Source organism: Xanthomonas sp. NCPPB 3005 (genome assembly GCF_041228095.2).
Taxonomy (GTDB): Bacteria; Pseudomonadota; Gammaproteobacteria; order Xanthomonadales; family Xanthomonadaceae; genus Xanthomonas_A; species Xanthomonas_A bonasiae.
The window spans coordinates 4,359,135-4,384,046 of the sequence record NZ_CP166096.2; the positions used below are offsets into that span (position 1 = coordinate 4,359,135).

General features: G+C 69.4%; 25 protein-coding genes. 12 read left to right on the forward strand and 13 right to left on the reverse strand.

The features are described 5' to 3' along the window. Position 1: 1 nt before the first annotated feature. From AB8810_RS18925 to AB8810_RS18945, 5 genes are read right to left on the reverse strand one after another with little or no spacing between them, the layout of a single operon-like run. On the reverse strand, positions 2 to 3,292 hold the full coding sequence (locus AB8810_RS18925; RefSeq protein WP_369914529.1) for a pilus assembly protein: 3,291 nt from the start codon (positions 3,290 to 3,292) through the stop codon (positions 2 to 4). Further along, positions 3,289 to 3,828, reverse strand: coding sequence for a PilX N-terminal domain-containing pilus assembly protein (locus tag AB8810_RS18930; RefSeq protein WP_241093165.1), 540 nt, complete (start codon positions 3,826 to 3,828; stop codon positions 3,289 to 3,291). Before AB8810_RS18930 ends, AB8810_RS18925 begins: the two co-directional genes overlap by 4 nt. Further along, positions 3,825 to 4,739, reverse strand: a complete 915-nt coding sequence (locus tag AB8810_RS18935; RefSeq protein ID WP_369914530.1) for a PilW family protein — start codon at positions 4,737 to 4,739, stop codon at positions 3,825 to 3,827. The genes AB8810_RS18930 and AB8810_RS18935 overlap by 4 nt, the downstream gene beginning before the upstream one ends. Further along, positions 4,736 to 5,215 (reverse strand): type IV pilus modification protein PilV, encoded by a 480-nt coding sequence (gene pilV / locus AB8810_RS18940; protein WP_206230707.1) that lies wholly within the window; start codon positions 5,213 to 5,215, stop codon positions 4,736 to 4,738. Before pilV ends, AB8810_RS18935 begins: the two co-directional genes overlap by 4 nt. Next, entirely contained in the window at positions 5,208 to 5,717 is a 510-nt protein-coding gene (locus AB8810_RS18945; protein ID WP_369914531.1) for a GspH/FimT family pseudopilin, read from the reverse strand. The genes pilV and AB8810_RS18945 overlap by 8 nt, the downstream gene beginning before the upstream one ends. A gap of 432 nt (positions 5,718 to 6,149) precedes the next feature. Here AB8810_RS18945 and AB8810_RS18950 point away from each other — a divergent pair, with 432 nt between their 5' ends. The 9 genes from AB8810_RS18950 to AB8810_RS18990 all read left to right on the forward strand — a co-directional run bounded on the left by AB8810_RS18950 (position 6,150) and on the right by AB8810_RS18990 (position 15,496). After that, positions 6,150 to 6,734, forward strand: coding sequence for a hypothetical protein (locus AB8810_RS18950; protein ID WP_206258411.1), 585 nt, complete (start codon positions 6,150 to 6,152; stop codon positions 6,732 to 6,734). A gap of 21 nt (positions 6,735 to 6,755) precedes the next feature. Then, positions 6,756 to 7,310 carry a cob(I)yrinic acid a,c-diamide adenosyltransferase gene (locus AB8810_RS18955; RefSeq protein WP_369914532.1) on the forward strand — a complete coding sequence of 185 codons (555 nt, stop codon included), beginning with the start codon at positions 6,756 to 6,758 and terminating at the stop codon, positions 7,308 to 7,310. Between the two features lie 34 nt (positions 7,311 to 7,344). Then, on the forward strand, positions 7,345 to 8,250 hold the full coding sequence (locus AB8810_RS18960) for a histone deacetylase family protein (RefSeq protein WP_179568259.1): 906 nt from the start codon (positions 7,345 to 7,347) through the stop codon (positions 8,248 to 8,250). Between the two features lie 109 nt (positions 8,251 to 8,359). Then, a complete protein-coding gene (gene lptD / locus AB8810_RS18965) occupies positions 8,360 to 10,705 on the forward strand; it encodes an LPS-assembly protein LptD (protein ID WP_369914533.1) in 2,346 nt (781 codons plus the stop codon). Beyond that, positions 10,702 to 12,081 (forward strand): peptidylprolyl isomerase, encoded by a 1,380-nt coding sequence (locus AB8810_RS18970; RefSeq protein WP_179568262.1) that lies wholly within the window; start codon positions 10,702 to 10,704, stop codon positions 12,079 to 12,081. Before lptD ends, AB8810_RS18970 begins: the two co-directional genes overlap by 4 nt. A gap of 3 nt (positions 12,082 to 12,084) precedes the next feature. After that, positions 12,085 to 13,062, forward strand: a complete 978-nt coding sequence (gene pdxA / locus AB8810_RS18975; protein WP_369914534.1) for a 4-hydroxythreonine-4-phosphate dehydrogenase PdxA — start codon at positions 12,085 to 12,087, stop codon at positions 13,060 to 13,062. Between the two features lie 110 nt (positions 13,063 to 13,172). Beyond that, positions 13,173 to 13,967 (forward strand): 16S rRNA (adenine(1518)-N(6)/adenine(1519)-N(6))-dimethyltransferase RsmA, encoded by a 795-nt coding sequence (gene rsmA / locus AB8810_RS18980; RefSeq protein ID WP_369914535.1) that lies wholly within the window; start codon positions 13,173 to 13,175, stop codon positions 13,965 to 13,967. 214 nt (positions 13,968 to 14,181) lie between these two features. Then, positions 14,182 to 14,565 carry a Co2+/Mg2+ efflux protein ApaG gene (apaG, locus tag AB8810_RS18985; RefSeq protein WP_145705570.1) on the forward strand — a complete coding sequence of 128 codons (384 nt, stop codon included), beginning with the start codon at positions 14,182 to 14,184 and terminating at the stop codon, positions 14,563 to 14,565. 10 nt (positions 14,566 to 14,575) lie between these two features. Next, complete coding sequence (locus tag AB8810_RS18990; protein ID WP_191826766.1) at positions 14,576 to 15,496, forward strand: symmetrical bis(5'-nucleosyl)-tetraphosphatase; 921 nt, start codon at positions 14,576 to 14,578, stop codon at positions 15,494 to 15,496. Between the two features lie 133 nt (positions 15,497 to 15,629). Here AB8810_RS18990 and AB8810_RS18995 read toward each other — a convergent pair whose 3' ends face one another. From AB8810_RS18995 to AB8810_RS19030, 8 genes are all read right to left on the reverse strand, one after another. Next, positions 15,630 to 16,172 carry a dihydrofolate reductase gene (locus tag AB8810_RS18995; RefSeq protein ID WP_179568270.1) on the reverse strand — a complete coding sequence of 181 codons (543 nt, stop codon included), beginning with the start codon at positions 16,170 to 16,172 and terminating at the stop codon, positions 15,630 to 15,632. A 17-nt stretch (positions 16,173 to 16,189) separates the two neighbouring features. Beyond that, positions 16,190 to 16,984, reverse strand: a complete 795-nt coding sequence (locus tag AB8810_RS19000; RefSeq protein ID WP_179568272.1) for a thymidylate synthase — start codon at positions 16,982 to 16,984, stop codon at positions 16,190 to 16,192. Beyond that, positions 16,981 to 17,862: a prolipoprotein diacylglyceryl transferase gene (gene lgt / locus AB8810_RS19005; protein WP_369914536.1), complete on the reverse strand. Its 882-nt coding sequence runs from the start codon at positions 17,860 to 17,862 to the stop codon at positions 16,981 to 16,983. The genes AB8810_RS19000 and lgt overlap by 4 nt, the downstream gene beginning before the upstream one ends. 304 nt (positions 17,863 to 18,166) lie before the next feature. Beyond that, positions 18,167 to 18,658 (reverse strand): TPM domain-containing protein, encoded by a 492-nt coding sequence (locus tag AB8810_RS19010; protein WP_179568277.1) that lies wholly within the window; start codon positions 18,656 to 18,658, stop codon positions 18,167 to 18,169. Then, positions 18,658 to 19,593 carry a YgcG family protein gene (locus tag AB8810_RS19015; RefSeq protein WP_369914537.1) on the reverse strand — a complete coding sequence of 312 codons (936 nt, stop codon included), beginning with the start codon at positions 19,591 to 19,593 and terminating at the stop codon, positions 18,658 to 18,660. Before AB8810_RS19015 ends, AB8810_RS19010 begins: the two co-directional genes overlap by 1 nt. A 184-nt stretch (positions 19,594 to 19,777) precedes the next feature. Beyond that, a complete protein-coding gene (locus tag AB8810_RS19020; RefSeq protein ID WP_369914539.1) occupies positions 19,778 to 20,419 on the reverse strand; it encodes a LemA family protein in 642 nt (213 codons plus the stop codon). Positions 20,420 to 20,495: 76 nt separating this feature from the next. Further along, positions 20,496 to 21,245, reverse strand: a complete 750-nt coding sequence (locus tag AB8810_RS19025; protein WP_179568283.1) for a TerC family protein — start codon at positions 21,243 to 21,245, stop codon at positions 20,496 to 20,498. 39 nt (positions 21,246 to 21,284) lie between these two features. Then, positions 21,285 to 21,665 carry a diacylglycerol kinase gene (locus AB8810_RS19030; RefSeq protein WP_179568285.1) on the reverse strand — a complete coding sequence of 127 codons (381 nt, stop codon included), beginning with the start codon at positions 21,663 to 21,665 and terminating at the stop codon, positions 21,285 to 21,287. A gap of 202 nt (positions 21,666 to 21,867) precedes the next feature. Here AB8810_RS19030 and AB8810_RS19035 point away from each other — a divergent pair, with 202 nt between their 5' ends. The 3 genes from AB8810_RS19035 to AB8810_RS19045 all read left to right on the forward strand — a co-directional run bounded on the left by AB8810_RS19035 (position 21,868) and on the right by AB8810_RS19045 (position 24,794). After that, positions 21,868 to 22,578: an SGNH/GDSL hydrolase family protein gene (locus tag AB8810_RS19035; RefSeq protein WP_369914540.1), complete on the forward strand. Its 711-nt coding sequence runs from the start codon at positions 21,868 to 21,870 to the stop codon at positions 22,576 to 22,578. A 79-nt stretch (positions 22,579 to 22,657) separates the two neighbouring features. Further along, complete coding sequence (locus AB8810_RS19040) at positions 22,658 to 23,344, forward strand: response regulator transcription factor (protein ID WP_179568289.1); 687 nt, start codon at positions 22,658 to 22,660, stop codon at positions 23,342 to 23,344. Then, positions 23,322 to 24,794: an ATP-binding protein gene (locus AB8810_RS19045; protein WP_369914541.1), complete on the forward strand. Its 1,473-nt coding sequence runs from the start codon at positions 23,322 to 23,324 to the stop codon at positions 24,792 to 24,794. Before AB8810_RS19040 ends, AB8810_RS19045 begins: the two co-directional genes overlap by 23 nt. Positions 24,795 to 24,912 lie beyond the last annotated feature (118 nt).

Here is a 24,912-nt window from a genome sequence, read left to right on the forward strand (position 1 = left end):
CTCATTTCTCCTTGATGACCTCGCGCCAGGACACGCGGCTCGGGCTGATCGCCGACGTGGCGAGGCTGGTGCTGGTACCGCTGGAGTCGCTGACCACCAGCTTGCCGTTGAGCAGCGCCGCCACGCTGGCCATGCCGCTGCTGATCGCCACCGAACCGACCGCGACGCTGGCGCCGGCACTGGTGGTGAGCGTGTCGTTGCTGGTGCTGCCGTTGCCGTCCAGGTCGAAATACCCGGTCTTGGTGCTGGTCCCGGTGAATGCGCTGATCGCGTTGACGTAGCTGGTGCCATTGGACTGGCAGGCGCTGCTGCTGGGAATGATGCTGCTGAACACCAGGGTCGTGCCGGAGATCACCGGGGTGCCGACGACGCGCTCTCCCTGCGGGTCGCTGGCATCGGTCAGCAAGTCGAGCGACCAGCCCTGCGATCCGGTCGGCAGCGCGGCATAGCTCTGGAAGCCACGCACGCTGTAGCCGGAACTGGTGCTGCTGACCGCGATTCTGCGCGCGGTCAGGCCGCTGCGCGCCACCGTGGCGCCGGCGTCGACGATGCCGTACATGGTCTGCACCGAGGTGTCCTGGAGGTCGCTCTTGACCAGGTAGCGGCCGGTGCCGAAGAACACCCAGGTGTCCGACGTGCCGGGATCTTCGGCGACCAGCACGCCGCCGGTGATCGGCTGCGCCACGCCGGCGCTGCTGGTCGCGCTGAACAGCGCCGCCGCGCCGTTACCGACCGACCAGGACGCGGCGGCGCTGGCGGACAGGTCGAACTTCCAGACATGTCCTTGCAGATCCCCCGCATACACGTAGTCCACCGTGCCGCTGCCGTCCGCATCCCAACCGGTCGGGGCGAACAGGCCGTTGCTGGTGGCGGTGGTGGCCCCGCCGCTGCCCGTGTCCAGCTCCCGGATCAGTGCACCGGTGCTCAGGTTGTAGACCAACAGCACGGCATGGCCATTGCCGCTGTTGATGCCGTTGCCGGTCACCAGCGCGGTCACGCCGTTGTTGAGCTTGGCGATGAACGGCTGGCCGAGCACCTGGCCCATGTTGCCGGCGGAGGTTTCCGTTTTCTCCCACAGCACGGAGCTGGCCGAGAACGCGGTCGGGCTGCTGACATCCAGTGCGTACAGGCCTTTGCCGCCGCGCCCCAGGGCGCCGACCAGGATGTTCCTGCTGCTGGTCTGGGTCCACGTGGATACCACCACCGGACCGTCGACGAAGAACTGGTGCGTGTAATCGGGATCGGCGAGCGTGGCCAGATCGCGCATGGCCAGCGCCCCGGGCACGTAGGCGAACAGCTCGGCGCCGGTGCCGGCATCGAAGGCGTGCAGCATGCCGTCGTTGGCGCCCACGTACACGGTGCCGGTGTCGCCGACGTAGGCCGGCGTGGAATCGACGATGTCGCCGAGCACCGTGCTGCGGTTGCGCAGCGTGCCGCCGTTCTGCTTCTCGTTGCTCTGGTCGCCGCGCAGGTAGCTGGCGATATCGGCACCGCCGAGCGCGGTCTGCTGGGTGGTGGTGGGAAAGCTGGCGCCGGCCGCGTTCTCGTAGGTGACGATGGTGCGCGCGGTGGCGGCCGGCATGCCCGCCGTCGCCAGCCAGGACGCACTGCTCGCGTTGCAGGTGCTGACCGTGGCCGCGCAGGCGAGCAACTGTCCGCTCCAGGTGCCGGAGACGTACAGCGCCGAGAACAGCTGGGTGCTGCTGCTGAGGCTGGTGGAGGTGGCGCTGATGTTGGATCCGGAGCCGGTGCGCTCGGTGATCGCGGCCAGCGCCGACTGCAAGGCGGTGACGAAACTGTCCGGATCGCTGGCGACCACGAACGAGCCGTGGCCGTTGACCGTGGCATGCCACAGGTCGTCGATGTTGACGATGGTGTTGTTGACCGGCTTCGGCCAGGACAGGGTGCCGGCGGTGATCGCCGCCAGGTCGGTGGACGGATCCAGCGTGCCCGCCGCACCGATGGAGATGCCGAACGTGACCATGTGCTGCCAGAACGCCGGGTCGTCGCTGTTGGTCGGCACGATGTTGGACAGGTCGCTGCGCAGGTCGTTCTTCCAGTAGCGCATCGCCACGTCGGCCAGCGTGTCCGCATAGGCGCTGCTGTAGGGACGCGCCGGGGTGTAGGTATAGGTATTGCCGCTGGGTCCGCTGATCGTCGACCCGCTGGCGTTGTCCTGCTCGCCGGCGGCCGGGGTGTAGCCGGATTCGTTCCAGTAGCCGTCGGTGGTGAGGATCGCGAAGTTCTGCCGGCACGCGTATTGGTTGGTGTCCGACTCCGGGCCGTACGGGCCGGCGGACGTGGTGCTGCTGAAGTAGGTTCCCGCCGAGGCCAGCGCGCCGCGCAACGGCGTGCTGTCGCTGGCATTGGCGCTGTACAGGCGGTCGTACCACAGCGTGCGGTTGTTGTTGGCGCCGGTGGTCCCGTTCGGGTCGACGAACAGCCCATCGTTGTTGTTGACCGGAATCGGATACGCATTGGTGATGTAGTTGCTGGACAGCGTATGCAGTTGCCGCGCCCAGATGGTGCGGAATCCGACCCGCACGTTCGAGCCCAATTCGCTGAACGCACGCCCGGCCGAGGCCTTGGCGACCTTGTTGCGGGTACGGAAATACGAGTACCAGATCGCGAAGTTGCTGCGCTCGGCGGCCTCGCTGCGCCCGGTCGGCGTGGTCCTGACGCAGTTGCGCCAGCCGCTGCCCGACGTGGAGGTGGCGCAGCCCATCGAGGAGGCGCCGGCAGGCGTGTTGGCGGCGCTGTAGGTGGTGTACTCGCTGCGGTAGATCGCCCCGCTCGTCAGGATCTGGTAGCGGTAGTAATTGGCGCCGTTGGCCAGATACACCGCCGTATCGGTGCTGGCCGTGTTCTTGGGGACGTAGAAGGTCTGTACGCTCGCATACAGGCTGGTGGTACTGCCGGAGGCGGATTCCAGGCTGCTGTACACGCTGTCGTAGCTGGTGCCGCCGGTCATTTCCGTGCCGGTCGAGTCCACCCATGGCGCATAGCTGGTGGCCGGGTTGTAGTAGATGGTATTGCGCGCATAGGTCTTCGATGCGACGTCGGACAAGGTGCTGGTCGCCGGCACGCTGTCCGGCATGTAGGTGTAGTCCATGGACCCCGAATCGTCGAGGATGAACAGGATGTTGGGCGCCACCGTGGTGTCGGTGATGAGCGGATTGTCGGGAAGCTCCAGGCCGCTGGTCGCCGCCGCGGCAGGCATCGAGACCACCACAGGCAGGCACGACAGCGTCAGACCGATGCGGATGCAGCGCACGCGCGCCATTGCGCTCATTTGGCCACCAGGTAGTTGGTTTGCAGGATCACCGCGGCGCGGTCGTTGCCGGCGCTGCGCGCAGTGATCCGGTAGCGCCGCATGTCGCAGTTGGCATCGGTGGACGCGGTGGATTTGGAGGTGGTGCAGTTCGGCCCGTAGGCGCCGTCGCCCATGTACTCGACGATGTAGCTGGTGGTGATGGCCGCATCGTTGTTGCCGGTCTTGCTCGCCGTCGCCCAGCCGCCGAAGCCGCTGTCCAGCCAGCGATCGGTCGCGCCCGCGAGCGGCGTGGCGCACACGCCGCCGTTGCACCCGCTGCTGGGCACGCTGATGCCGGCGGAGATCGCGGTCTCGGCGATGCGCAGCGCCGACTCGGCCGACTGGAACTGGCGGGTGCGATCGAGCAGATTCGCGCTCATCCGTTCCTCCAGCGCGGTGCTGCGCAGCACCGCCACCGCGAGCAGCGACATGATCAACAGCAGGATCAGCGCCACCAGCAGCGAAATGCCGCGTTGCGGCGCGGCGCCCGGGACCGGGGTTTTCGGCATGTTCATCCGTCGCGATTCCTCAGGCCGACCACGTGCACCAGCGATCGCTGCAGCACCTTGCCGTCGCTGCCCACCTTGTCCGGGCTGTCCACGGTCAACGCGATGCGCACCGCGACCACGCTCGACCAGTCGCTGACCGCCGCCGCATCGACATAGCCGCTCGTACCGCTGACCAGGTAGCTCAGCGCCATCGCCGACACGCCCTGCGCCACCTCTTCCTGCTTCAGCGCTCCGGCATACAGGCGGCTGCGGTACAGCGAGGTGCTGCCGTTGCCGTTGTAGGCGACATACCAGCGCAGCGCATTGAAGCGCGCCACCGCGGCATTGGCGGCATAGCTGATGGTGCCTGGATGGGAGAGGCTGGTCGTGGCGACGCTGGAGGCGGCGAACACGCTGCTGGTGTTGCCGTCGCACACCAGCAGCACGTCGCCGCTGACGAAATCGTGCAGGCTGCCGTTCAAGGTGAAGACGGTGCCGCTGTCGGCGGCGACGGAGGCGACGTAGTCGCTGCCGGAGAACATCTGCAGCGCCGCAGTGCCGGCCACGCGCGCGCCCTTGCCGCTGCCGAACGCAGGCGTGGCATCGGAAAACTCGGTGCTGGAGGAATAGCCCTTCAGCGCGTCGCCCCAGCGGCTCAGGCTGCCCCACCACGCGCTGCTGCTCAATGTGTTGGTCAAGGCCCGACTGGTACAGGCGCTGCCGCCGGCCACGCGCAGGTCGCGCGACATCAGGTCGAAGGCCGTACGTGCGCTTTCCTGGATGCGGCTCAGGCCTTCGGTGCTGCGGTAGGTCTGCTGGTTGCTGAGGAAGATCCCGATCGCCGCGATCGTCACCATCAGGCCGAGCATCATCCCGACCATCAACTCGATCAGGCCGAATCCCGCCGCGCCCTGCCGCGAACACGCCCGGGCGCTCACAGCTGGGTACTCATGCTGACGGTGTAGCGCGCCGCGCCGCTGCCGACGCCGCTGGCCGACGCATCGCTGGCGCGGCTGTCGTCCCAGTCCACGGTGACCGTGCACAGGCCGCTGCTGCAGCTGACCGTGCCGCAGGCGCTGGCGCCGACCATGCTGTGCAGCGACTGCATCCACCCGTTCAGGTCGGTGGCGGCCAGCGTGCCGGCGGCGGGCACCGTGCAGGTGCGGCTGAGCGCATAGCCTCCGGTCAGGGACACGCTGCGGTTCACCCGCATCGCGTCCAGCAGGGTCGTGACCAGCACCACCGCCTGGCTGCGCTGCATCGCGCTGTGGTTGTTGCGCAGCGCGGTGGCCTGCATCGCGGCGATGCCGAGCAGGCCGATCCCCAGGATCAACACCGCGATCAGCACTTCCAGCAGCAACTCGCCCGCCTGGCGGCGCGGCCCCGGCGTGCGTGGCGGCAAACGCTCACTCATCGGCCGGCGCGGCACAGGCCGCCTCGGTATTCTCGCTGCTGATCGCCACCCGGCTGCCTGCCGCGATGCCGATCCGGCGCTGGTTGTTCTCGGGACGGCTGACCGCCATGCACACCGCGATGCTGGCCGCCAGCAGGCCGTTGCTGGCGTCGCGCGCCAGGCCATCGGGATAGAACACGACCGCGGCGCCGTTGTCGTTGACCGCAGGGCTCGCGTGCACCTGCACCGAGGGATTGACCAGGTTCGCCCGCAGCAGCTCGCCGCTGCTGGAGACGCGCACGATCCACCCGGACCAGGCGACACCAGCGCCGGCACAGCTGCTGCCGTCGCTGCTGCGGCAAAGCACCACCTTGGCGTTGCGACGCACGGCTTCCGAGCGCGCCAGCTGCAGCGATGCCACCAGTTCGTTGGCCTGCGCCACCAGGCGATTACCGTTGATCAGCGCGGCGAAGGCGGGAACCGCCATCGCCAGCAAGATCGCCAGTACGGCGATCGTCACCATCAACTCGATCAGGCTGAATCCGCCAGCGCACCCGCCGGCCCTGGGCCAGACCTGGCCTTTGGCTCGATACCGCATGCCCCCTCCCCCGTCGATCCACTGTCGCTGGCGGGCGGCAAAGCCCTCCCGCCAGCGAACGACCGGACCGTCTCGTCTTGGATACGAATCGACATGAATCCCACGGCGCCGGCGTACCGACGCACCCAGCGGCGACACCGCGCCTTGCGAATCTAGTGCCCGGGCGTGGCAGGCCATTGCCAGGATGTGCGCTTGCCGGCAACGTTCTGGCACACGCTCCGCCGCCCCTGCCGCGCTTGTCCGCGGTGCCCGCCATGCCGCAGGCCAGCCGCTCCGGCCCGGCGCCCCGATGGCGCGCCACCGCCGCGCGGCGCTTCCAGTAGAATCGGCCCCATCCGCCGCCCGCCGTGATCCGCCATGACCCCTTCCAGCCACCGCCTTCCCGCCCTGCTCCTGCTGGCAGCGCTGCTGGCCGCGACCCGCATCAACCATTTCGGCGCGATTCCGGACGCCTCCTGGGCGGTGTTCTTCGTCGGCGGCTTCTACCTGCGCGGCTGGACCCGCTGGGCGTTCCCGGGGCTGATGGCACTGGCGGTGCTGATCGACTACCTGGTGATCCGTGGCCAGGGCCTGAGCTTCTGGCAGCACTACTGCGTGTCGCCGGCATACTGGTGCCTCATCCCGGCCTACTTCGCGCTGTGGGCCGGCGGCAGCTGGCTGGCGCGACGCTACCGCGGCGCCGACTGGCGCGCGCTGGGCCTGACCGCCGCCAGCCTGGTGGTGGCGGTGGCGGTGTGCCACCTGATCGCGCAGGGCAGCTTCTACTGGGTCAGCCGCAGCGTGCCGAACCCGACCGTTTCCGGCTGGTGGCAGAACTACAGCGACTGGCTGCTGCCGTACCTGGGCAGTGCGGCGCTGTACACCGCGCTGGCCGCGGCGGTCCAGGTCGGCGTCGAGCAGCTGGCGCGGCTGGGCCAGCGCGGCCAGCCCGCCGGCCACTGAGCCGGGGCCGGATCGCCGCCGATGGGCAATCGTCTCTCCAAGATCTATACCCGCACCGGCGACGACGGCAGCACTGGCCTGGGCGACGGCAACCGGGTCGGCAAGGATTCGGCGCGGGTGGCCGCCTACGGCACCGTCGACGAGGCCAATTCGGCGATCGGCGTGGTCCTGGCCTGTGCGCTGGCCGACGACGTCCGCAGCCTGCTGACCGCGATCCAGCACCAGCTGTTCGACCTGGGCGGCGAGCTGTGCATTCCCGGCCATGCGGCGATCCACGACGCCGACATCGACGCCCTCGAGCAGCACCTGGACCGCTACAACGACACCCTGCCCGCGCTGAAGGACTTCATCCTGCCGGCCGGCGGCGAGGCCGCGGCGCGCTGCCACCTGGCGCGCACCATCGTGCGCCGCGCCGAGCGCGAGACCGTGGCGCTGTCGCGCCAGGACGCGGTGCGGCCGGAGGCGGTGCGCTACCTCAACCGCCTGTCCGACCTGCTGTTCGTGCTGGCGCGGGTACTGGCCCGGGCCGATGGCCAGGGCGAAGTGCTGTGGCGCCACGACCGCCGCCAGGCCTGAGCGGCAGCGGCGGCGCGCGGACCGGGCGGCAGGCATGCTGATCTATACCCATCCCGCGTGCCTGGGCCATGACCCCGGCCCGGAGCACCCGGAGCGGCCGGAACGCCTGCAGGCCGTCACCGCGGCGCTGCGTGAGGCCTTTCCCGACCTGCAATGGCGCGAGGCGCCGCTGGCCAAGCTCGGCGACCTGGCCCGGGTCCACGAGCGCGAGCTGATCGACAGCGTGCTGGCCGACATCGACGGCAAGCGCATGCTCGACGTGGACACGGTGATCTCGCCCGGCTCGCGCGCCGCCGCGCTGCGCGCCGCCGGCGCCGGCCTGGCTGCGGTGGACGCGGTGATGCGCGGCGAGACCGACACCGCCTTTTGCGCGGTGCGCCCGCCCGGCCATCACGCCACCGCCGCCACCGCGATGGGCTTCTGCCTGTTCAACAACATCGCCGTGGCCGCCGCCCACGCGCGCGACACGCACGGCCTGGAACGGATCGCCATCGTCGACTTCGATGTGCATCACGGCAACGGCACCCAGGCGATCTTCGAGCGCGATCCGCACGTGCAGTACTTCAGCACCCACCAGTCCGGGCTGTTCCCCAACTCGGGCGGGGTCCACGACCGCGGCGTCGGCAACCTGCACAACGCGCTGCTGCCGCCGGGCAGCGGCGGCTTCCGTTTCCGCAACACCTGGGCCGACCAGATGCTGCCGCTGCTGGACGCGTTCAAGCCGCAGCTGCTGCTGATCTCGGCCGGCTTCGACGCGCATATGCGCGACCCGCTGGCCGACCTGATGCTGGAGACCGAGGACTTCGGCTGGCTTACCGCGGAGCTGCGCGCGCTGGCCGAACGGCATGCGCGCGGCCGCGTGGTGTCGCTGCTGGAAGGCGGCTACGACCTGCAGGCGCTGCGCGAATGCAGCGTCGCCCACGTCGACGCGCTGCGCTGAGGCAGGCCCGGGCGGATGAACCCCGTCCCCCGGCCGGGGGACGTCTTCATTGCCCCCATGCATGGGATGGGGCAAGCTAGCGGTCGTTTTAGCCCGATACCTGACGCGCGTGCGCCGAGCCCTCCGCCTGCTACCCCTTCCGTTCAGTATCGCTCTCTGCCTGCCGGCGATGGCGGCCGAGAAGCCGCCCAATTGGGGCCTGTGCCCGACCCCGGACGTGCTGCCCAAGTTCGACGACGCGCCCAAGGTCGACCCGAAACTGGCCGCGATCCGCGATCAGCAGCCGACCGATATCGTCGGCGACAAGCTGTCCGGCACCACCACCGTTCCCAACTACACCGGCAACGTCGCGCTCAAGCGCGGCGACCAGTTCATGGGCACCGACAGCCTGCGCGTGGATACCGAGACCGGCAACTACATTGCCGAGGGCCACGTGCGCTACCAGGATTCGTCGATCCGCATGGTCGCCGACCGCGCCGAAGGCAACCAGGACACCGACACCCACAAGATCACCAACATCCGCTACCAGCTGATCGAGCGCCGCGGCAACGGCAAGGCCGACTCGGTCGACCTGCAGGGCGCGCTGGGACAGATGCACCGCTCCACCTACACCACCTGCGATCCCTCGCAGCAGGTGTGGGAGCTGCATGCGCCGGAGATCGACGTCGACAACGACGAGGGCTTCGGCACCGCGCGCAACGCGATCCTGAAGATCTACAACGTGCCGATCCTGTACGCGCCGTGGTTCAAGTTCCCGATCGACGACCGTCGCACCAGCGGCTTCCTGTTCCCGGCGATCGGCATGTCCAGCCGCAACGGCTTCGATTACATGCAGCCGTATTACCTCAATCTGGCGCCGAACTACGATGCCACGCTGTATCCGCGCTACATGAGTTCGCGCGGCTTCATGCTCGGCAGCGAGTTCCGCTACCTGTACGACGGCGGCAAGGGCGAGATCGAGGCGACCTACATGCCCGACGACCAGTTGCGCGACAAGGACCGCGGCAAGTTCGAATACCAGGGTTACCACAACATCGATTCGCACTGGCAGGCCCGCGCCTCGGTGGCCTGGGTCAGCGACGAGCGCTATACGGAAGACTTCTCCAACCGCCTGCTCGGCAACGCGGTGTCCAATCTGCAGAGCACGGTCGGCATCTACGGCACCGGCGAGACCTGGACCGCCGGGTTGATGGCCGACCGCTGGCAGCTGACCGACTACACCCTGACCGAGTCCGCGCTGCCGTACAACCGCCAGCCGCGCGCCTTCTTCAACTGGGACCAGGCGTTCGGCAACTACTTCGAAGCCGGCATCTACAGCGAAGCGGTGCGCTTCGTGCACGACGACGTGCATGCCAAGGACGCGCTGTACGAGCGGACCGGGGTGACCACGGAAATGCCCGGCGGCAGCCGCCTGGATCTCAAGCCCTACATCTCGATGCCGCTGGCCGGCGCGGCCTGGTTCCTGAAGCCGACCGTGGCCTGGCGCTACACCGCCTACCAGCTGGACAAGGATCTGGCGGCCACGCTGGGCGGCGACACCTCGCCCTCGCGCAGCCTGCCGATCACCACCGTCGATGCCGGCCTGTATTTCGACCGCGACGCCAAGTTCGGCGACACCAGCTACCTGCAGACCCTGGAGCCGCGGCTGTTCTATCTGTACACGCCGTACCGCAACCAGGACGACCTGCCGATCTTCGACACGCGCGAATTCACCTTCAGCTGGGGCCAGCTGTTCCGCGACTCGCGCTACACCGGCGCCGATCGTCAGAACGACGCCAACCAGATGACGTTGGCGCTGAGCTCGCGCCTGCTGCGCCAGGACGACGGCAAGGAAAAGCTGTCGGTCAGCCTCGGCCAGATCCTGTACTTCAACGATTCCAGGGTCAGCCTTCCCGGCAGCAACACCACCATCGAGCAGGGCAAGTCGGCGTGGATCGCCGACGCCAACTACATGATCAACGACCGCTGGACGATGGGCGCCACCTACCAGTGGGACCCCAAGTACCGGCGCAAGGACCTGGCCAGCTTCCGCACCCGCTATCTGCTGCCGGGCGACGGCATCATCAACGTCAGCTACCGCTTCCGCCGCGACCTGCTGGAGCAGACCGACGTGTCGGTGCTGTACCCGATCAACCCGACCTGGAGCCTGGTCGGGCGCCACTACTATTCGCTGGAAGACAGCAAGCCGCTGGAAATCATCGCCGGCGTGCAGTGGGACAGCTGCTGCCTCGCCGTGCGCGCATTGGCGCGGCGCTACGTGCGCAACCGCGAAGGCGATCTGGACACCGCGTTCCAGGTCGAGTTCGTGCTGAAGGGACTCTCCTCGCTTGGCCAGGACACGGACCGCGTTCTGCGCCGTGCTATTCTCGGCTACAACCGCGACGACCTGTACTTGGTCCCGCCCAGCAACACCACGACCGATCCGGACGCTTACGATCCGAACCTGATTCCATGACCAATACCCTCTCTGCTTTCCTCGTCACCTTGCTGGCGATCGCCGGCGTGTCCGCTCCGGCGGCCGCGCAACAAACCCAACCACTGGACCGCATCGCTGCGGTCGTCGACGAGGATGTCGTACTGCAGAGCGAACTGGATCGTGCCGTTCGCAACGTGAAGGCGCAGTATTCCGGCCGCGAAGCGCAGCTGCCGCCGGACAACGTGCTGCAACGCCAGGTGCTCGAGCGCCTGGTGCTGGTCAAGCTGCAGGTGGCGCGCGCCAACAGCACCGGGATCCGCGTCGGCGACGACGAACTGAACCGCGCCATCGGCAGCATCGCCCAGCAGAACGGCACCGACGTCGACGGCCTGCGCAAGAAGCTCGCCGCCGACGGCATGGCGTTCGACGACTTCCGCAATTCGGTGCGCGATGAGATCACCGTGCAGCGCCTGCGCCAGAGCTTCGCGCAGAGCCGCATCAACGTCAGCGAGAGCGAAGTCGATGCGGCGCTGGCGCAGCAGGCCACCACCGGTGCCCAGTACCACCTGGCGCACATCCTGGTCGGCCTGCCGGAAGGCGCCACCGCCGACCAGATCAAGACCGGGCAGAGCAAGATCGACGGGGTCAAGACCCTGATCGACAAGGGCGAGATCGATTTCAGCGCGGCTGCGGTGCGCTATTCGGACAGCCCCAACGCGCTGGAAGGCGGCGACCTCGGCTGGCGCAGCCTGGACGAGATCCCGAACGCCTTTGCGCAGCTGATCCGCGACATGAAGCCGGGCCAGGTCGCCGGCCCGCTGCGCGGACCCAGCGGCTTCCAGCTGCTGAAGCTGGTCGAGATCCGCGATGCCTCGGCCAACCCGGAAAAGAAGACGGTCACCGAGTACCACGCCCGCCACATCCTGATCCGCGTCAACGAGGCGCAGCCGGATGCCGCCGCCAAGGCCAAGATCGAGACCCTGCGCGCGCGCATCGCCGGCGGCGCCGACTTCCAGGCCGTGGCCAAGGAATCCTCCGACGACGCCAACAGCCGCGGTCAGGGCGGCGACCTGGGCTGGTTCCCGGCCGACGCGTTCGGCCCGGACTTCGGCCACCAGATCGAAGGCCTGAGCGACAACCAGATCTCGCAGCCGTTCCGCACCGAGGCCGGCTGGCACATCGTGCAGCGCGTCGCCACGCGCCAGACCGACGTGACCAGCGACACCCAGCGTGCCCAGGTCCGCGAGACCATCGGCCGCCGCAAGCTGGAGGAAGAGTACAACCGCTTCCTGCAGGAAATGCGCGGCGAAGCCTATGTGAACCTGCGCGTCGGCGGTGCCGAGAGCTCCGCCGCGCCCGCTGCCGACGCCACCGCGCCGGCGGCGACCCCGGCACCGGCCGCCACCAAGCCGTAAGCCGTGCTGCCCTCGCTCGCGCTGGTGCCGGGCGAGCCGGCCGGGATCGGCCCGGAACTGTGCGTGCGGCTGGCGCAACAGCCGCGACGCGACTGCCAACTGCTGGCCTTCGCCGATCCCGACACCTTGCGCGCCGCGGCTGCGGCGCTGTCGCTGCCGCTGCAGCTGCTTCCCGAATCCGCGTCTGCCGTGGCCCCTGGCGACCTGCGCCTGCGCGCGGTCGTCAATGCCGTGCCCAGCCGTTTCGGCCACACCGAACCGGCCAATGCCGCCGCGGTGATCGGCGCGCTGACCCAGGCCGCCGACGACTGCCTGCGCGGCGAACTGGCCGGCCTGGTCACCGGCCCGGTGCACAAGGCGGCGATCAACGACGGCGGCATCGCCTACACCGGCACCACCGAACTGCTCGCCCGCCATGCCGGGCGCGAGGTGGTGATGATGCTGGCCAACGACATCGTGCGCGTGGCCCTGGCCACCACCCACCTGCCGTTGCGCGCGGTCGCCGACGCGCTGACGCCCGCGCTGCTGGAACGCTGCCTGCGCATCGTCCACGCCGCGCTCCGCAGCGAATTCGGCATCGCCGCGCCGGTCATCGCGGTGCTCGGGCTGAACCCGCATGCCGGCGAAGACGGCCACCTGGGCCGCGAAGAAATCGAGGTGATGGCGCCGGTCCTCGCCGCCTTGCGCGCCGAGGGCATGCGCCTGGTCGGCCCGCTGCCGGCCGACACCGCATTCCTGCCGCAGAAACTGGCCGGCTTCGACACGGTGCTGGCGATGTACCACGACCAAGGCCTGCCGGTGCTCAAGTACAGCGGGTTCGAGCAGGCGGTGAACCTGACCCTGGGCCTGCCCTACCCGCGCGTGGCGGTCGATCACGGCACCGCGCTGGAGCTGGCCGGCCGCGGCATCGCCGACCCGTCCAGCCTGTTCGCCGCGGTCGCGCAATGCGCGCAGCTGGCCGCGCGCAAGGCGCTTGTGTAGGAGCGGCTTCAGCCGCGACCAAGCTCTACCGGTAAACGCCCCGTCGCGGCTGAAGCCGCTCCTACAGGAAGGCGCACGCCATCCCGGCCCCATCCCGATAAGATGCCCGCATGACTTCCTATTCCGGCTTCAGCGCCCCCGCCAAGAAATCGCTTGGCCAGCACTTCCTCAGCGACCGCCACTACATCGACAGCATCGTGCGCGCGGTGAATCCCAAGCCCGACGACCTGCTGGTCGAGATCGGCCCCGGCCAGGGCGCGATCACCTTCCCGCTGCTGCGCCGCCACGGCCGCCTGACCGTGATCGAATTCGACCGCGACCTGATCGCGCCGCTGACCGCCGCGGCGGAAGGGGTCGGCGCACTGACCATCCTCAACCGCGACGTGCTGTCGGTGGATTTCGCCGAACTGGCCGGCAACGGCCGCATCCGCCTGGTCGGCAACCTGCCCTACAACATCTCCTCGCCGATCCTGTTCCATGCGCTGGACCATGCCGCGGCGATCGCCGACATGCACTTCATGCTGCAGAAGGAAGTGGTCGACCGCATGGCCGCAGGGCCGGGCAGCAAGGTCTACGGCCGGCTCAGCGTGATGCTGCAGGCGTACTGCGAGGTGACCTCGCTGTTCGTGGTGCCGCCGGGCGCGTTCCGGCCGCCGCCGAAGGTGGATTCGGCGGTGGTGCGGTTGGTGCCGCATGCGCCGCAGGACATCGGCATCGCCGACCGGCGGCGTTTCGCCGACGTGGTGCGCGCGGCGTTCGGGCAGCGCCGCAAGACCTTGCGCAATGCGCTGGGCGGGGTCTGCGATGCGGCCCAGTTCGAGGCCGCCGGGGTACGCCCGGATGCCCGCGCCGAGCAGCTGGAAGTCGCCGACTTCGTGCGCCTGGCCAACGTGGCGCAGGCCTGAGCCCCGGGTCCGCGCGTCGCGGCGCGATCCGCGTCTCCGCTCCACGCGCACGCCACAGCGCAGACATCGCAACGGCGCGGGTCGCAGATCGCACTGCGCGGCCAGCCGGCGCCATGCCTCGCCACGCGCAGCGGCCGCAGCGCGCGCTGCCCGCAGTGCGCCGGTAGACGGCTCGCAGTCCATTCCTGCGCCGGCTTTGCTTACACTGTGAGGCATGAACGATGACGCCCCCTATCGGATCGAGGTCGAAGTGTCGCCCCGGTTCCTCGACGACCAATCGGCGCCGGAGGACGGACGCTACGCGTTCGCCTACACGATCCGCATCCACAACCGTGGCCGCGTCGCCGCGCGGCTGATCGCCCGGCACTGGGAAATCACCGACGGCAACGGCCGCGTGGAGCGCGTGGACGGCGACGGCGTGGTCGGCGAACAGCCGCGGCTGCGGCCCGGCGAGGACTTCCGCTACACCTCCGGGCTGATGCTGGAAACCGAGCACGGCACGATGCGCGGCCACTACGACATGGAAGCCGACGACGGCACCCATTTCGTCGCGCCGGTCGCGCCGTTCGTGCTGACCGTGCCGCGGACCCTGCACTGATGGCGCCCGCATGAGCGTGTGGGCCATCGGCGACCTGCAGGGTTGCTACGACATCACCCAGCGGCTGCTGGAAAAGATCCGCTTCGATCCGGCGGTGGACCGGCTGTGGTTCTGCGGCGACCTGGTCAACCGCGGCGGGCAGTCGCTGGAAACCCTGCGCCTGGTGCACTCGCTGCGCGCGCACAGCGAGGTGGTGCTGGGCAACCACGACCTGTCGCTGCTGGCGATCGGCGAGCGCAGCCCGGACGAGCAGCGCAAGGTCAACCCGGACCTGCAGCGCATCGTGCTGGCCGAGGACCGCGACGAACTGCTGACCTGGCTGCGCATGCAGAAGCTGCTGCACGCCGACCGCGAGCTGGGCTGGATGATGATCCACGCCGGCCTGGCGCCGAAGTGGACCACCACCCTGGCCGAGAAGCATGCGCGCGAAGTCGAGCAGCAGTTGCACGGCAGCGGCTACCGCAAGCTGTTCCGCAACATGTACGGCGACCGCCCGGCCTGGTCGCCGGGGCTGACCGGCTACGACCGCTCGCGCGCGATCATCAACCTGTTCACCCGCGCCCGCTATTGCACCCCGCGCGGGCGCATCGCGATCGAGGAGAAGGGCACCCCGGGCACCCAGGCGCAGGGCCTGTATCCGTGGTTCGAAGTGCCGGGCCGCGCCGAGCGCGACCTGAAGATCGTCTGCGGCCACTGGTCCACGCTGGGCCTGACCATCACCCAGGGCGTGCACGCGATCGACACCGGCGCGGTGTGGGGCGGCAAGCTCACCGCATTGCGCCTGGACAGCGAAGACCTGCAGGTGGTGCAGGTACCAGGGCGCCCGATCGAAGGGCCGCCACCGGTGCCGCGCGCACGGCCGCCGCGGCGCAGGTCCAGCGGTGGTCGCGGTGCGGGTGCTGCTGCGCCGCCGCCGCCCGATCAGGAATGACGATGGCTGGCGGCAGGCAAGCGGGTGACGGCCACGCAGGCTGCACGTGTAGGAGCGGCTTCAGCCGCGACAGGATCTCCCCGGTAACGTCCGGTCGCGGCTGAAGCCGCTCCTACAACACGCCGCGCCTACGCTATGGCGCGCTACGCCTGCGCCGGTAATCGACGAATTCGAACGCCAGCGCATGCTTCGCATCGGCCGCATGCGGCTGTCGCGCCACGACCTCCCACTGCGCCGGATCGAACGCCGGGAAATGCGCATCGGCGCGCTCGACCACGGTGTCCACATGGGTCAGGTACAGCATGTCGGCCTGCGGCAGGGCCAGCGCGAAGATGTCGCCGCCACCGATCACCGACAGTTCTTCCGCCCCGCTCGCCTGCGCCAGTTCGATCGCCGCCTGCAGCGAGGCGACCGCCTGCATGCCCTCGAACGGCACCTGCCCCGAGCGCGTCATCACCAGGTTCAAGCGCCCCGGCAGCGCGCGCCCCAGCGACTGCGCGGTCTTGCGCCCCATCAGCACCGGCTTGCCCAGGGTCAGCGCCTTGAAGCGCTTCAGATCGTCCGGCAGGCGCCACGGCAGGTCGTTGTCGCGGCCGATGGCGTTGGCGCGGTCGAGCGCGGCGATCAGGGTCAGTCGTGGCGCCGCAGTGGCGCTCGCCGATTCCCGATTTCCCATTCCCGATTCCCCGCCGCTCACACTGCCACCGGCGCCTTGATCGCCGGATGCGGGTCGTAGCCCTCGATCGCGATATCGTCGTAGGTGAACGCGAACAGGTCGCTGACCGCGGGATTCAGGCGCAGCGTCGGCAGCGGCCGCGGGGTGCGCGCCAGCTGTTCGCGCGCCTGCTCGTAGTGGTTCGAATACAGGTGCGCATCGCCCAGCGTGTGCACGAAATCGCCGACGCCCAGGCCGGTGGCCTGCGCCACCATGTGGGTCAGCAGCGCGTAGCTGGCGATGTTGAACGGCACGCCGAGGAAGATGTCGCCGCTGCGCTGGTACAGCTGGCAGCTGAGCTTGCCGTCGACCACGTAGAACTGGAACAGGCTGTGGCACGGCATCAGCGCCATCTGCGGCAGCTCGGCCACGTTCCAGGCGCTGATCACCAAGCGCCGCGAATCCGGATTGCGCCTGATCTCGTCCACCAGCCATTGCATCTGGTCGATCTCGCGGCCGTCGGCACCGGTCCAACGCCGCCACTGCTTGCCGTACACCGGGCCGAGTTCGCCCTGCGCGTCGGCCCACTCGTCCCAGATGCTGACCTTGTTGTCCTTGAGGTAGGCGATGTTGGTCTCGCCCTTCAGGAACCACAGCAGTTCGTGCACGATCGAGCGCAGGTGCAGCTTCTTGGTGGTCACCAGCGGGAAGCCGGCGTTGAGGTCGAAGCGCATCTGCCAGCCGAACACGCTGCGCGTGCCGGTGCCGGTGCGGTCGGATTTCTCCGCGCCGTGCTCAAGCACGTGGCGCAGCAGGTCCAGATAGGCCTTCATGGCTTGGCGTCCGCCGCCAGCGGCACCGGTTGCAGCACCGGCGCGCCGCGCGAGCGCCACAGCAGGAACAGGCCGAGCAGGATCAGCGGCGTGCTCAAGATCTGGCCCATGGTCAGCCAATGGAACGCCAGGTAGCCGATCGGCGCGTCGGGCACGCGTACGAACTCCACCGCGAAACGGAACACGCCGTACAGCAGCGCGAACATGCCGGACACCGCGTAGCGCGCGCGCGGCCGCAGCGAGAACGACCACAGCACCACGAACATCACCAGGCCCTCCAGCACCGCCTCGTACAGCTGCGACGGATGCCGCGCGAACTTGTCCAGCGCACCGCTGGCGTACTGCGCCTGGATCTGCGCCAGCGGCCAGTCCTGCAGCTCCGGCGCGCGCGGGAAGATCACGCCCCAGCCGGCGTCGGTGAACTTGCCCCACAGCTCGCCGCCGACGAAATTGCCGACGCGGCCGAAGCCCAGCCCCAGCGGCACCAGCGGCGCGACGAAATCCATGGTGTCGAAGAAATGCAGGCGCGCCTTGCGCGACCACCAGGCCGCGGCCACCAGCACGCCGATCAGGCCGCCGTGGAAGCTCATGCCGCCGTCCCAGACCTTGAAGATCAGCAGCGGGTTGGCGAGGAAATCGCCCAGCGCGTAGAACAGCATGTAGCCGATGCGCCCGCCGAGCACCACGCCGAGCATCGCGTAGAACAGCAGGTCGGAGAATCCCTCCATGTCCACGCCCGGCAGGCGGCCGGCGCGGATGCGCAGCCGGCCCAGCCACCACGCCGAGGCGAAGGCGGCCAGGTACATCAGCCCGTACCAGTGCACCTTCACCGGGCCGAGCGAGAAGGCGATGGGGTCGATCTGGTGGAGATAGGTCATGCGGGAACGTCGGCCGGAGGGCGGGGGTCGCCTATTCTGCCACTGGCGCCGGCCACCGCCGTGGTCTTGGTCGACTTGAACTGCGCCAGGCTTCATCTGCCGGCAGGCGCAAGCGTCTGCCATCGGCGCCGGCCACTGCCGTGGTCTTGGTCGACTTGGACCGCGCTAGGCTTCATCTGCCGGCAGGCGCAAGCGTCTGCCATCGGCTCCGGCCACTGCCGCGGCGCGGTCGACTCGGCGGCGCCGCGCTTCATCCGCGGATAGACGCGACCCGCACCGCAGCGGGGTCATGCCGCGGCAGCGCTCAATCCAGCAGGTGCGGCATATTCGGCAATTCATCGGGCTCGGCCTGGCCCGGCTGCGCGGGGAAATGCGTGGCCAGCAAGGCCGACACCGCCGCCACCCCGGCGATCACCGCCTGCTCGGGCTGGCCGGCGCGCATGTCGCGCTCGATCAGCGCGCAGACGTCGCGCCATTGCGCGGCGTCGACGCGCCCGCGCAGGCCACGGTCGGCCACGATCTCGATCCGGTGGTCGGCCAGCAGCAGATAGATCAGCACGCCGTTGTTGGCCTCGGTGTCCCAGGTACGCAACTGCGCGAAGGCCTGCTCGGCGCGCGTGCGCGGCGCCATACCGCGCAGCAGCGATGCCGGCGCCAGCGCCGATTCGACCGCGAACATCACCTGGCCGCGGTGCGTGCGCTCGCCGTCGGCGATCGCCGCGCCGATGCGCTCCAGGCTGGCGTTGGGAAACAACGTGCGCGCCGCCGGCGCGAACAGATGGCGCAACAGCCGCATCACCAACTCCCCGAGGCGCCACCGCCTCCCGAACTGCCGCCGCCTCCACCCCAGCCGCCTCCGCCGCCCCCTCCGAAACCACCGCCGCCGAAGCCGCCTCCGAAGCCGCCGCCGCCCCAACCACCGCCGCCACCGCCGCCGACCGAGCGGCCCGGCGAGATACCCGACAGCAGGCCCAGCACCAGCCCGATGGCCCCGGTCAGCGCGCCGACGAACAGCGACAGGCTCAGCAACAGGCCCACGCCGCCGCCGGCGAGCGCCGCCAGCACGCCGCGCAGCAGCCGCGGCGCGCGCGCGAACAGCAGTTGCGCGACGAAGGCGGCGAACAGCCCGGCGAAGAAACCCAACGGCAGCTTGCCGCCGGAGCGCCCTTCGGCCGCATGCGTGCTCACCGGCGGCGGCAACTGTTCGCCGTCGATCAGCTTGACCAGCATCGCGGTGGCCTCGGCGATGCCGCCGGCGTAGTCGCCGGCGCGGAAACGCGGCGCCAGGTACTCCTGGATGATGCGGTTGGCGGTGGCGTCGGGAATCGCGCCTTCCAGGCCATAACCGGGCTGGATGCGCACGCGCCGGTCGTCCTTGGCCACCACCAGCAGCACCCCGTCGTCCACGCCCTTGCGGCCGATCTGCCACTGGTCGAACACGCGCTGGGTGTACTGCTCGATCGTCTCCGGCGCAGTGGTCGCGACTACCAGCACCTGCAGCTGGCTGCCCTTGCGCTGCTGCAGTTGCACCGCCTGCTGCTCCAGCGCGAGGCGCTGGGTCGGCTGCAGGGTGCCGGTGGTATCGACCACCGGCGTGTCCAGCGGCGGGATCGGCGCCTCGCCGGTCGCCTGCGCCCAGGCCAGCAGCGGCAACAGCGCCAGCAGCAGCATCCCGAGCCAGGCATGCCGGCCGCGGCGCGCGGGGCGGTGGCGGGTGGTGGTATCGCGCATTGCGGACTCCTGCCGACGCAATCGCGCGGCGGCATCGAAGGGTGGACACCACAACGGTGGCGTGGCCCGGGAAGCGGCCGGCGGGCTCACGCCGCCGGCCCGGCTGCACATACCGGCTGCACGCCGCAGCGCGGGCCGGCGCGACGCGGCGCCAGCGTCGGCACCGCGATGCGCTGCAGTGCGCTTACTGCGCCGGTGCCGGCTGCGGCTGCGGCTGCGGCTGCGGCGCAGTCTGCGCCGGCTGGCCGCCGAAGTTCACCGCCGGCGCCTCGGAGATCTGCGCCTCGTTGGCCACGCTGAAGTTCGGCTTTTCCTTGTAGCCGAAGATCTTCGAGGTGATCACCTGCGGGAACGAGCGGATGTAGGTGTTGTAGTCCTGCACCGCCTGGATGTAGCGGCCGCGGGCCACGGTGATGCGGTTCTCGGTGCCTTCCAGCTGCGCCTGCAGATCGCGGAACGACTGGTCGGACTTGAGATTGGGGTAGTTCTCGGTGACCACCAGCAGCCGCGACAGGGCGCTGGACAGCTGGCCCTGCGCCTGCTGGAACTGCTGCAGCGAGGCCGCATCGTCGGCGTTGACCTGGACCTGGCCGACCCGCGCGCGCGCATTGGTCACGTCGGTCAGCACCTGGCGCTCCTGGTCGGCATAGCCCTTGACCGTGTTGACCAGGTTCGGGATCAGGTCGGCACGGCGCTTGTACTGGTTCAGCACCTCGGACCAGCCGGCCTTGACCGCCTCGTCCTTCTGCTGGATCGCGTTGTAGCCGCAACCGGACAACAGCGCCACCACGGCGGCGAGGAACAACGAGCGGGACAACAGGCGCATGGCGCTCTCCGGGGTAAAGACAAGGCGCAGCTTGCCACGCCCCCCGTGAAAACGCAGCCGCGGCGGCGTCAGCCGTTCACCACTGGCCGGCGCCGGGCACGTTGTGCGCGGCGGCGCGGCGGCGCATCAGCAGGTTCAGCCATTCCACCAGCACCGAGAAGCCCATCGCCGCGTAGATGTAGGGCTTGGGCACGTGCACGTCCAGGCCGTCCAGGATCAGCACCACGCCGATCATCAGGATGAACGCCAGCGCCAGCATCTTCACCGTCGGGTTGGCGTCGATGAAGCGGCCCAGCGGATTGGCCGCCAGCAGCATCACCGCCACCGCCAGCAGCACCGCCGCCACCATCACCGGGATGTGCTGGGCCATGCCGACCGCGGTGATCACCGAGTCCAGCGAGAACACGATGTCGATCACCGCGATCTGCGCGATCACCATCCAGAACACGCCCGAGGCCTTGCTGGTGGTCGGGTCGGCGTCTTCGCCGCCGGTGATCATCTCGCGGATCTCCATCGTGCCCTTCACCAGCAGGAACACGCCGCCGACGATCAGCACCAGGTCGCGCACCGAGATGCCCATGCCGGCGACGCTGAACAGCTCGCCCTGCATCCGCGCCAGGAACGCCAGCGACACCAGCAGCGCGATGCGGGTCAGGCACGCCACCGCGATACCGAACTTGCGCGCGGCCGGGCGTTGCGCTTCCGGCAGCTTGCCCACCGCGATGGAGATGAACACCAGGTTGTCGATGCCCAGCACGATTTCCAACGCGCTCAGCGTCAGCAGCGTCAGCCAGGTGTTGGGATCGGCGAGAAACTCGAAAGCCATGGGGTCGAATCCTTTAACGGTAAAAAAGACAGGCGGACGTCACAGCACGCGCGGCAGCAGGATCAGGCCCCAGCACAGCACGACATTGGCCAGCATCAGCAGCACCGCCGCCGAGCCCATGTCCTTGGCGCGACCGGCCAGTTCGTGGTGTTCCGGGCCATAGCGCTCGATCACCGCCTCGATCGCGGAATTGAGTAGTTCCACCGCCAGCACCAGCAGCAGCGAGCCGATCATCAGCGCCTGCTGCACCGCTCCGTCGCCCAGCCACAGCGCCAACGGCGCCAGCAGCACGAACAGGCACACTTCCAGCCGGAACGAGGATTCGTGCAGCCAGGCCGCGCGCAGACCCTGGTACGACCAGCGCAGCGCCATCAGCATCCGGCGCGGTCCGCGCGGCAGGTGCCCGAATTGGTCGGCCATGGCTCAGGCCCGGCCTGGGGAACGAAGACGCGACGGCGACGGCCGGAAGGGAACGGTCATGGGCGATGGCGAAGCGGGCTAGGCGCCAATTTTGCCACAAGCCCCCGTTCGCCGCTGAGCCGGGCCGCCGCCGGCGGCGGATTTGCCTGCGGCGCGGCGCCTGCGGCACCATCGCCGCTCCGTTGTCGTTAGGAGGTGCTTCATGCCCCGTTCGCCGCTGCGCACCGCGCTGCTCGCCACCTGCCTGTTCCTGCTGGGCCTGCAGTCGGCCCTGGCGCTCACCCTGATGCCCCCGCCGCAGATTCCGCAACAGGTCTCCAGCCCGGACTGGGAACAGGACATGCAGCGCTTCGCCCAGGCCGATGCCGCGCATCCGCCCAAGCCCGGCGGCGTGCTGTTCGTCGGCAGTTCCTCGATCCGCTTCTGGACCTCGCTGGCCAGCGATTTCCCCGGCGTGGACACGCTCAACCGCGGCTTCGGCGGCTCGGAGATCCGCGACAGCACCTGGTATGCCGACCGCATCGTGGTCCCGTACCGACCGCGCCTGGTGGTGTTCTACGCCGGCGACAACGACCTCAACAGCGGCCGCAGCCCGCAGCAGCTGCGCGACGACTTCCTGGCCTTCGTCGCGCGGGTGCGCCGCGACCTGCCCACCACCCGCATCGCCTACATCTCGATCAAGCCGAGCCCGGCGCGCGCGGCGCTGCTGCCGCAGGCGGCCGAAGCCAATGCGCTGATCCGCAAGGCCGCCGCCGGACTGAAGCGGGTGGACTTCATCGACGTGTCCACGCCGATGCTCGGCGCCGACGGGCAACCGCGCGGCGAACTGTTCGGCCCGGACCACCTGCACATGAACGCCGCCGGCTATGCGCTGTGGCGCGACACGGTGCGGCCGTACCTGCAGCGCAAATAGGAAATAGCGCCCGCCCGGCCGCCCGAAGGGCTACCCTTGGCGGGCGTTTTCCGTTATCCCCAGCGTGGAGTTGCACAGGATGCCCAGGGCCCTGGTCATCGAAGACGATGAAGTGACCGCCCGCGACATCGTCGCGGAACTCGGCGCGCATGGCTTCACCGCCGTGTGGATCGCCAACGGCCGCGACGGCCTGCAGCACGCGCTGGCCGACGGCTACGACATCATTACCCTGGACCGCATGCTGCCCGGCATGGACGGCATCGACGTCGTCTCCGAACTGCGCAAGCGCGCGGTGGAAACGCCGGTGCTGATGATCAGCGCGCTGTCGGAGGTGGACGAGCGCGTGCGCGGCCTGCGCGCCGGCGGCGACGACTACCTGACCAAGCCGTTCTCGCCCGACGAACTCGCCGCGCGCGCCGAAGTGCTGCTGCGCCGCCGTCGCAACGCGAGCGCCACGCCGGAAACCCGCCTGCGCGTGGCCGACCTCGAACTCGACCTGGTCCGCCACAACGCATTGCGCAACGGCCAGCCGCTCGCGCTGCTGCCCACCGAATTCCGCCTGCTCGAATTCCTGATGCGCAACGCCGGCCAGGTGGTGACGCGGCAGATGATCTTCGAGCACGTGTGGGGCTTCCATTTCGATCCGGGCACCAACGTGATCGACGTCCATCTCGGCCGCCTGCGCCGCAAGATCGACGGCAACGGCCAGCCGCCGCTCATCCGCACGATGCGCGGCTCGGGGTATGTGCTTGCGCCCGCTGAGTGACGCCTGGCGTTCGGCCACCTCGCGGCTGATCCTCATCTATGGGGCGCTGTTCGCGGTGTGGTGCATCGTGCTGCTCGGCGTGGTGCAGTGGGAGTCCTCGCGCTACCTGTCGAACGTGGTCGACCAGATGCTGGCCGCGCGCATCCATTACCTGGAGAACACCGATCCCAGGCGCCTGGCCGACACCGTGGCCGCGGCCAGCGCCATCGATATCCAGGGCTTCATGTGGGTGGGCCTGTTCGACGCGCAGGGGCGCCGCATCGCCGGCAACATCAACGCGGTGCCCAAGGGCATGGCCGAGGACGGGACGGTCAGCCCCATCGAGGCCAGCCTGATCGACGCCGGGCACGGCAGCCAGACCCGCGCGCGCGGCATCGCCCGGCAGCTGCCGGACGGCCGGCGCCTGGTGGTGGCCAAGGAAAGCACCGTCATCGACGGGCTCAGCGGGATCATCTGCCGCGGACTGCTGTGGGGACTGTCGTTGACCCTGCTGCCCGGCGTGCTCGGCGGCATCCTCATCGCGCGCGGCCCCGCGCGGCGCATCCGCGCCATCCAGCACGCCATGGACCCCATCCGCCAGGGCGACCTCAGCGTGCGCCTGCCGGTGTCGCGCGGCGGCGACGAGGTGGACCTGCTCGCGGCCACCGTGAACCAGACGCTCGGCGAGATCGAGCGCCTGCTCGGCGAAGTGAAGGGCGTCACCGACAACATCGCCCACGACCTGCGCACCCCGCTCACGCGCATGCGCACGCGCCTGTACCGCCTGCAGCAGCAGTTCGCCGGCCGCCCCGAAGGCGAGCAACTGGACGATTGCGTCGGCGAGATCGACACCGTGCTGACCCGGTTCCGCGCCCTGCTGCGGGTATCGGAGCTGGAAGACCGCCAGCGCAGCGCCTGCTTCGCGATGATGGACCTCGGCGCCCTGCTGAACGATGTCCATGACTTCTACGCACCGCTGGCCGAGGACCGCGGGCAGGCCTTCGAGCTGGCGCTGGAGCCATTGCCGGCCGTGCGCGGCGACCCCCATCTGCTGTTCGAGGCACTGGCCAACCTGGTCGGCAACGCCATCAAATTCACGCCAGACGGGGGAACGATCCGCCTGATCGCATTCACCGACCAGACCGGCAACGCCCGCATCGACGTCGCCGATACCGGACCCGGCATTCCGCCCGAGGAGCGCGAGGCCGTCTTCCGCCGGTTCTACCGGGGCGACCAGACGCGTGCCAAACCCGGCTGCGGACTGGGGCTGGCGATCGTCAGCGCCATCGTGCGCCTGCATGGCTATGCGCTGCGTGTGGGCGGCGACGCGCGCGGGGCGGTGTTCTCGGTGCTCTGCCCGGCCGCCGCCCCGCCGCCGGAAAGCCGCGCGGCCACCTCCTGCCGCGCGAAACCGGCCAGCCTCGACGCACTGGGCGAGAGCGTGCCGGATGCGCGCCCACTGGCGCCGTGATCGGCGGGCAAGCCCTTCAGCCATCGCGTTTTTTCGACCGCCGCCTGCGCGTCTAAATAAATCTTAACTACGCCCAGGGAAGGTCCGGGAGCAGAATCCGCCGCGACGCAACATTCGC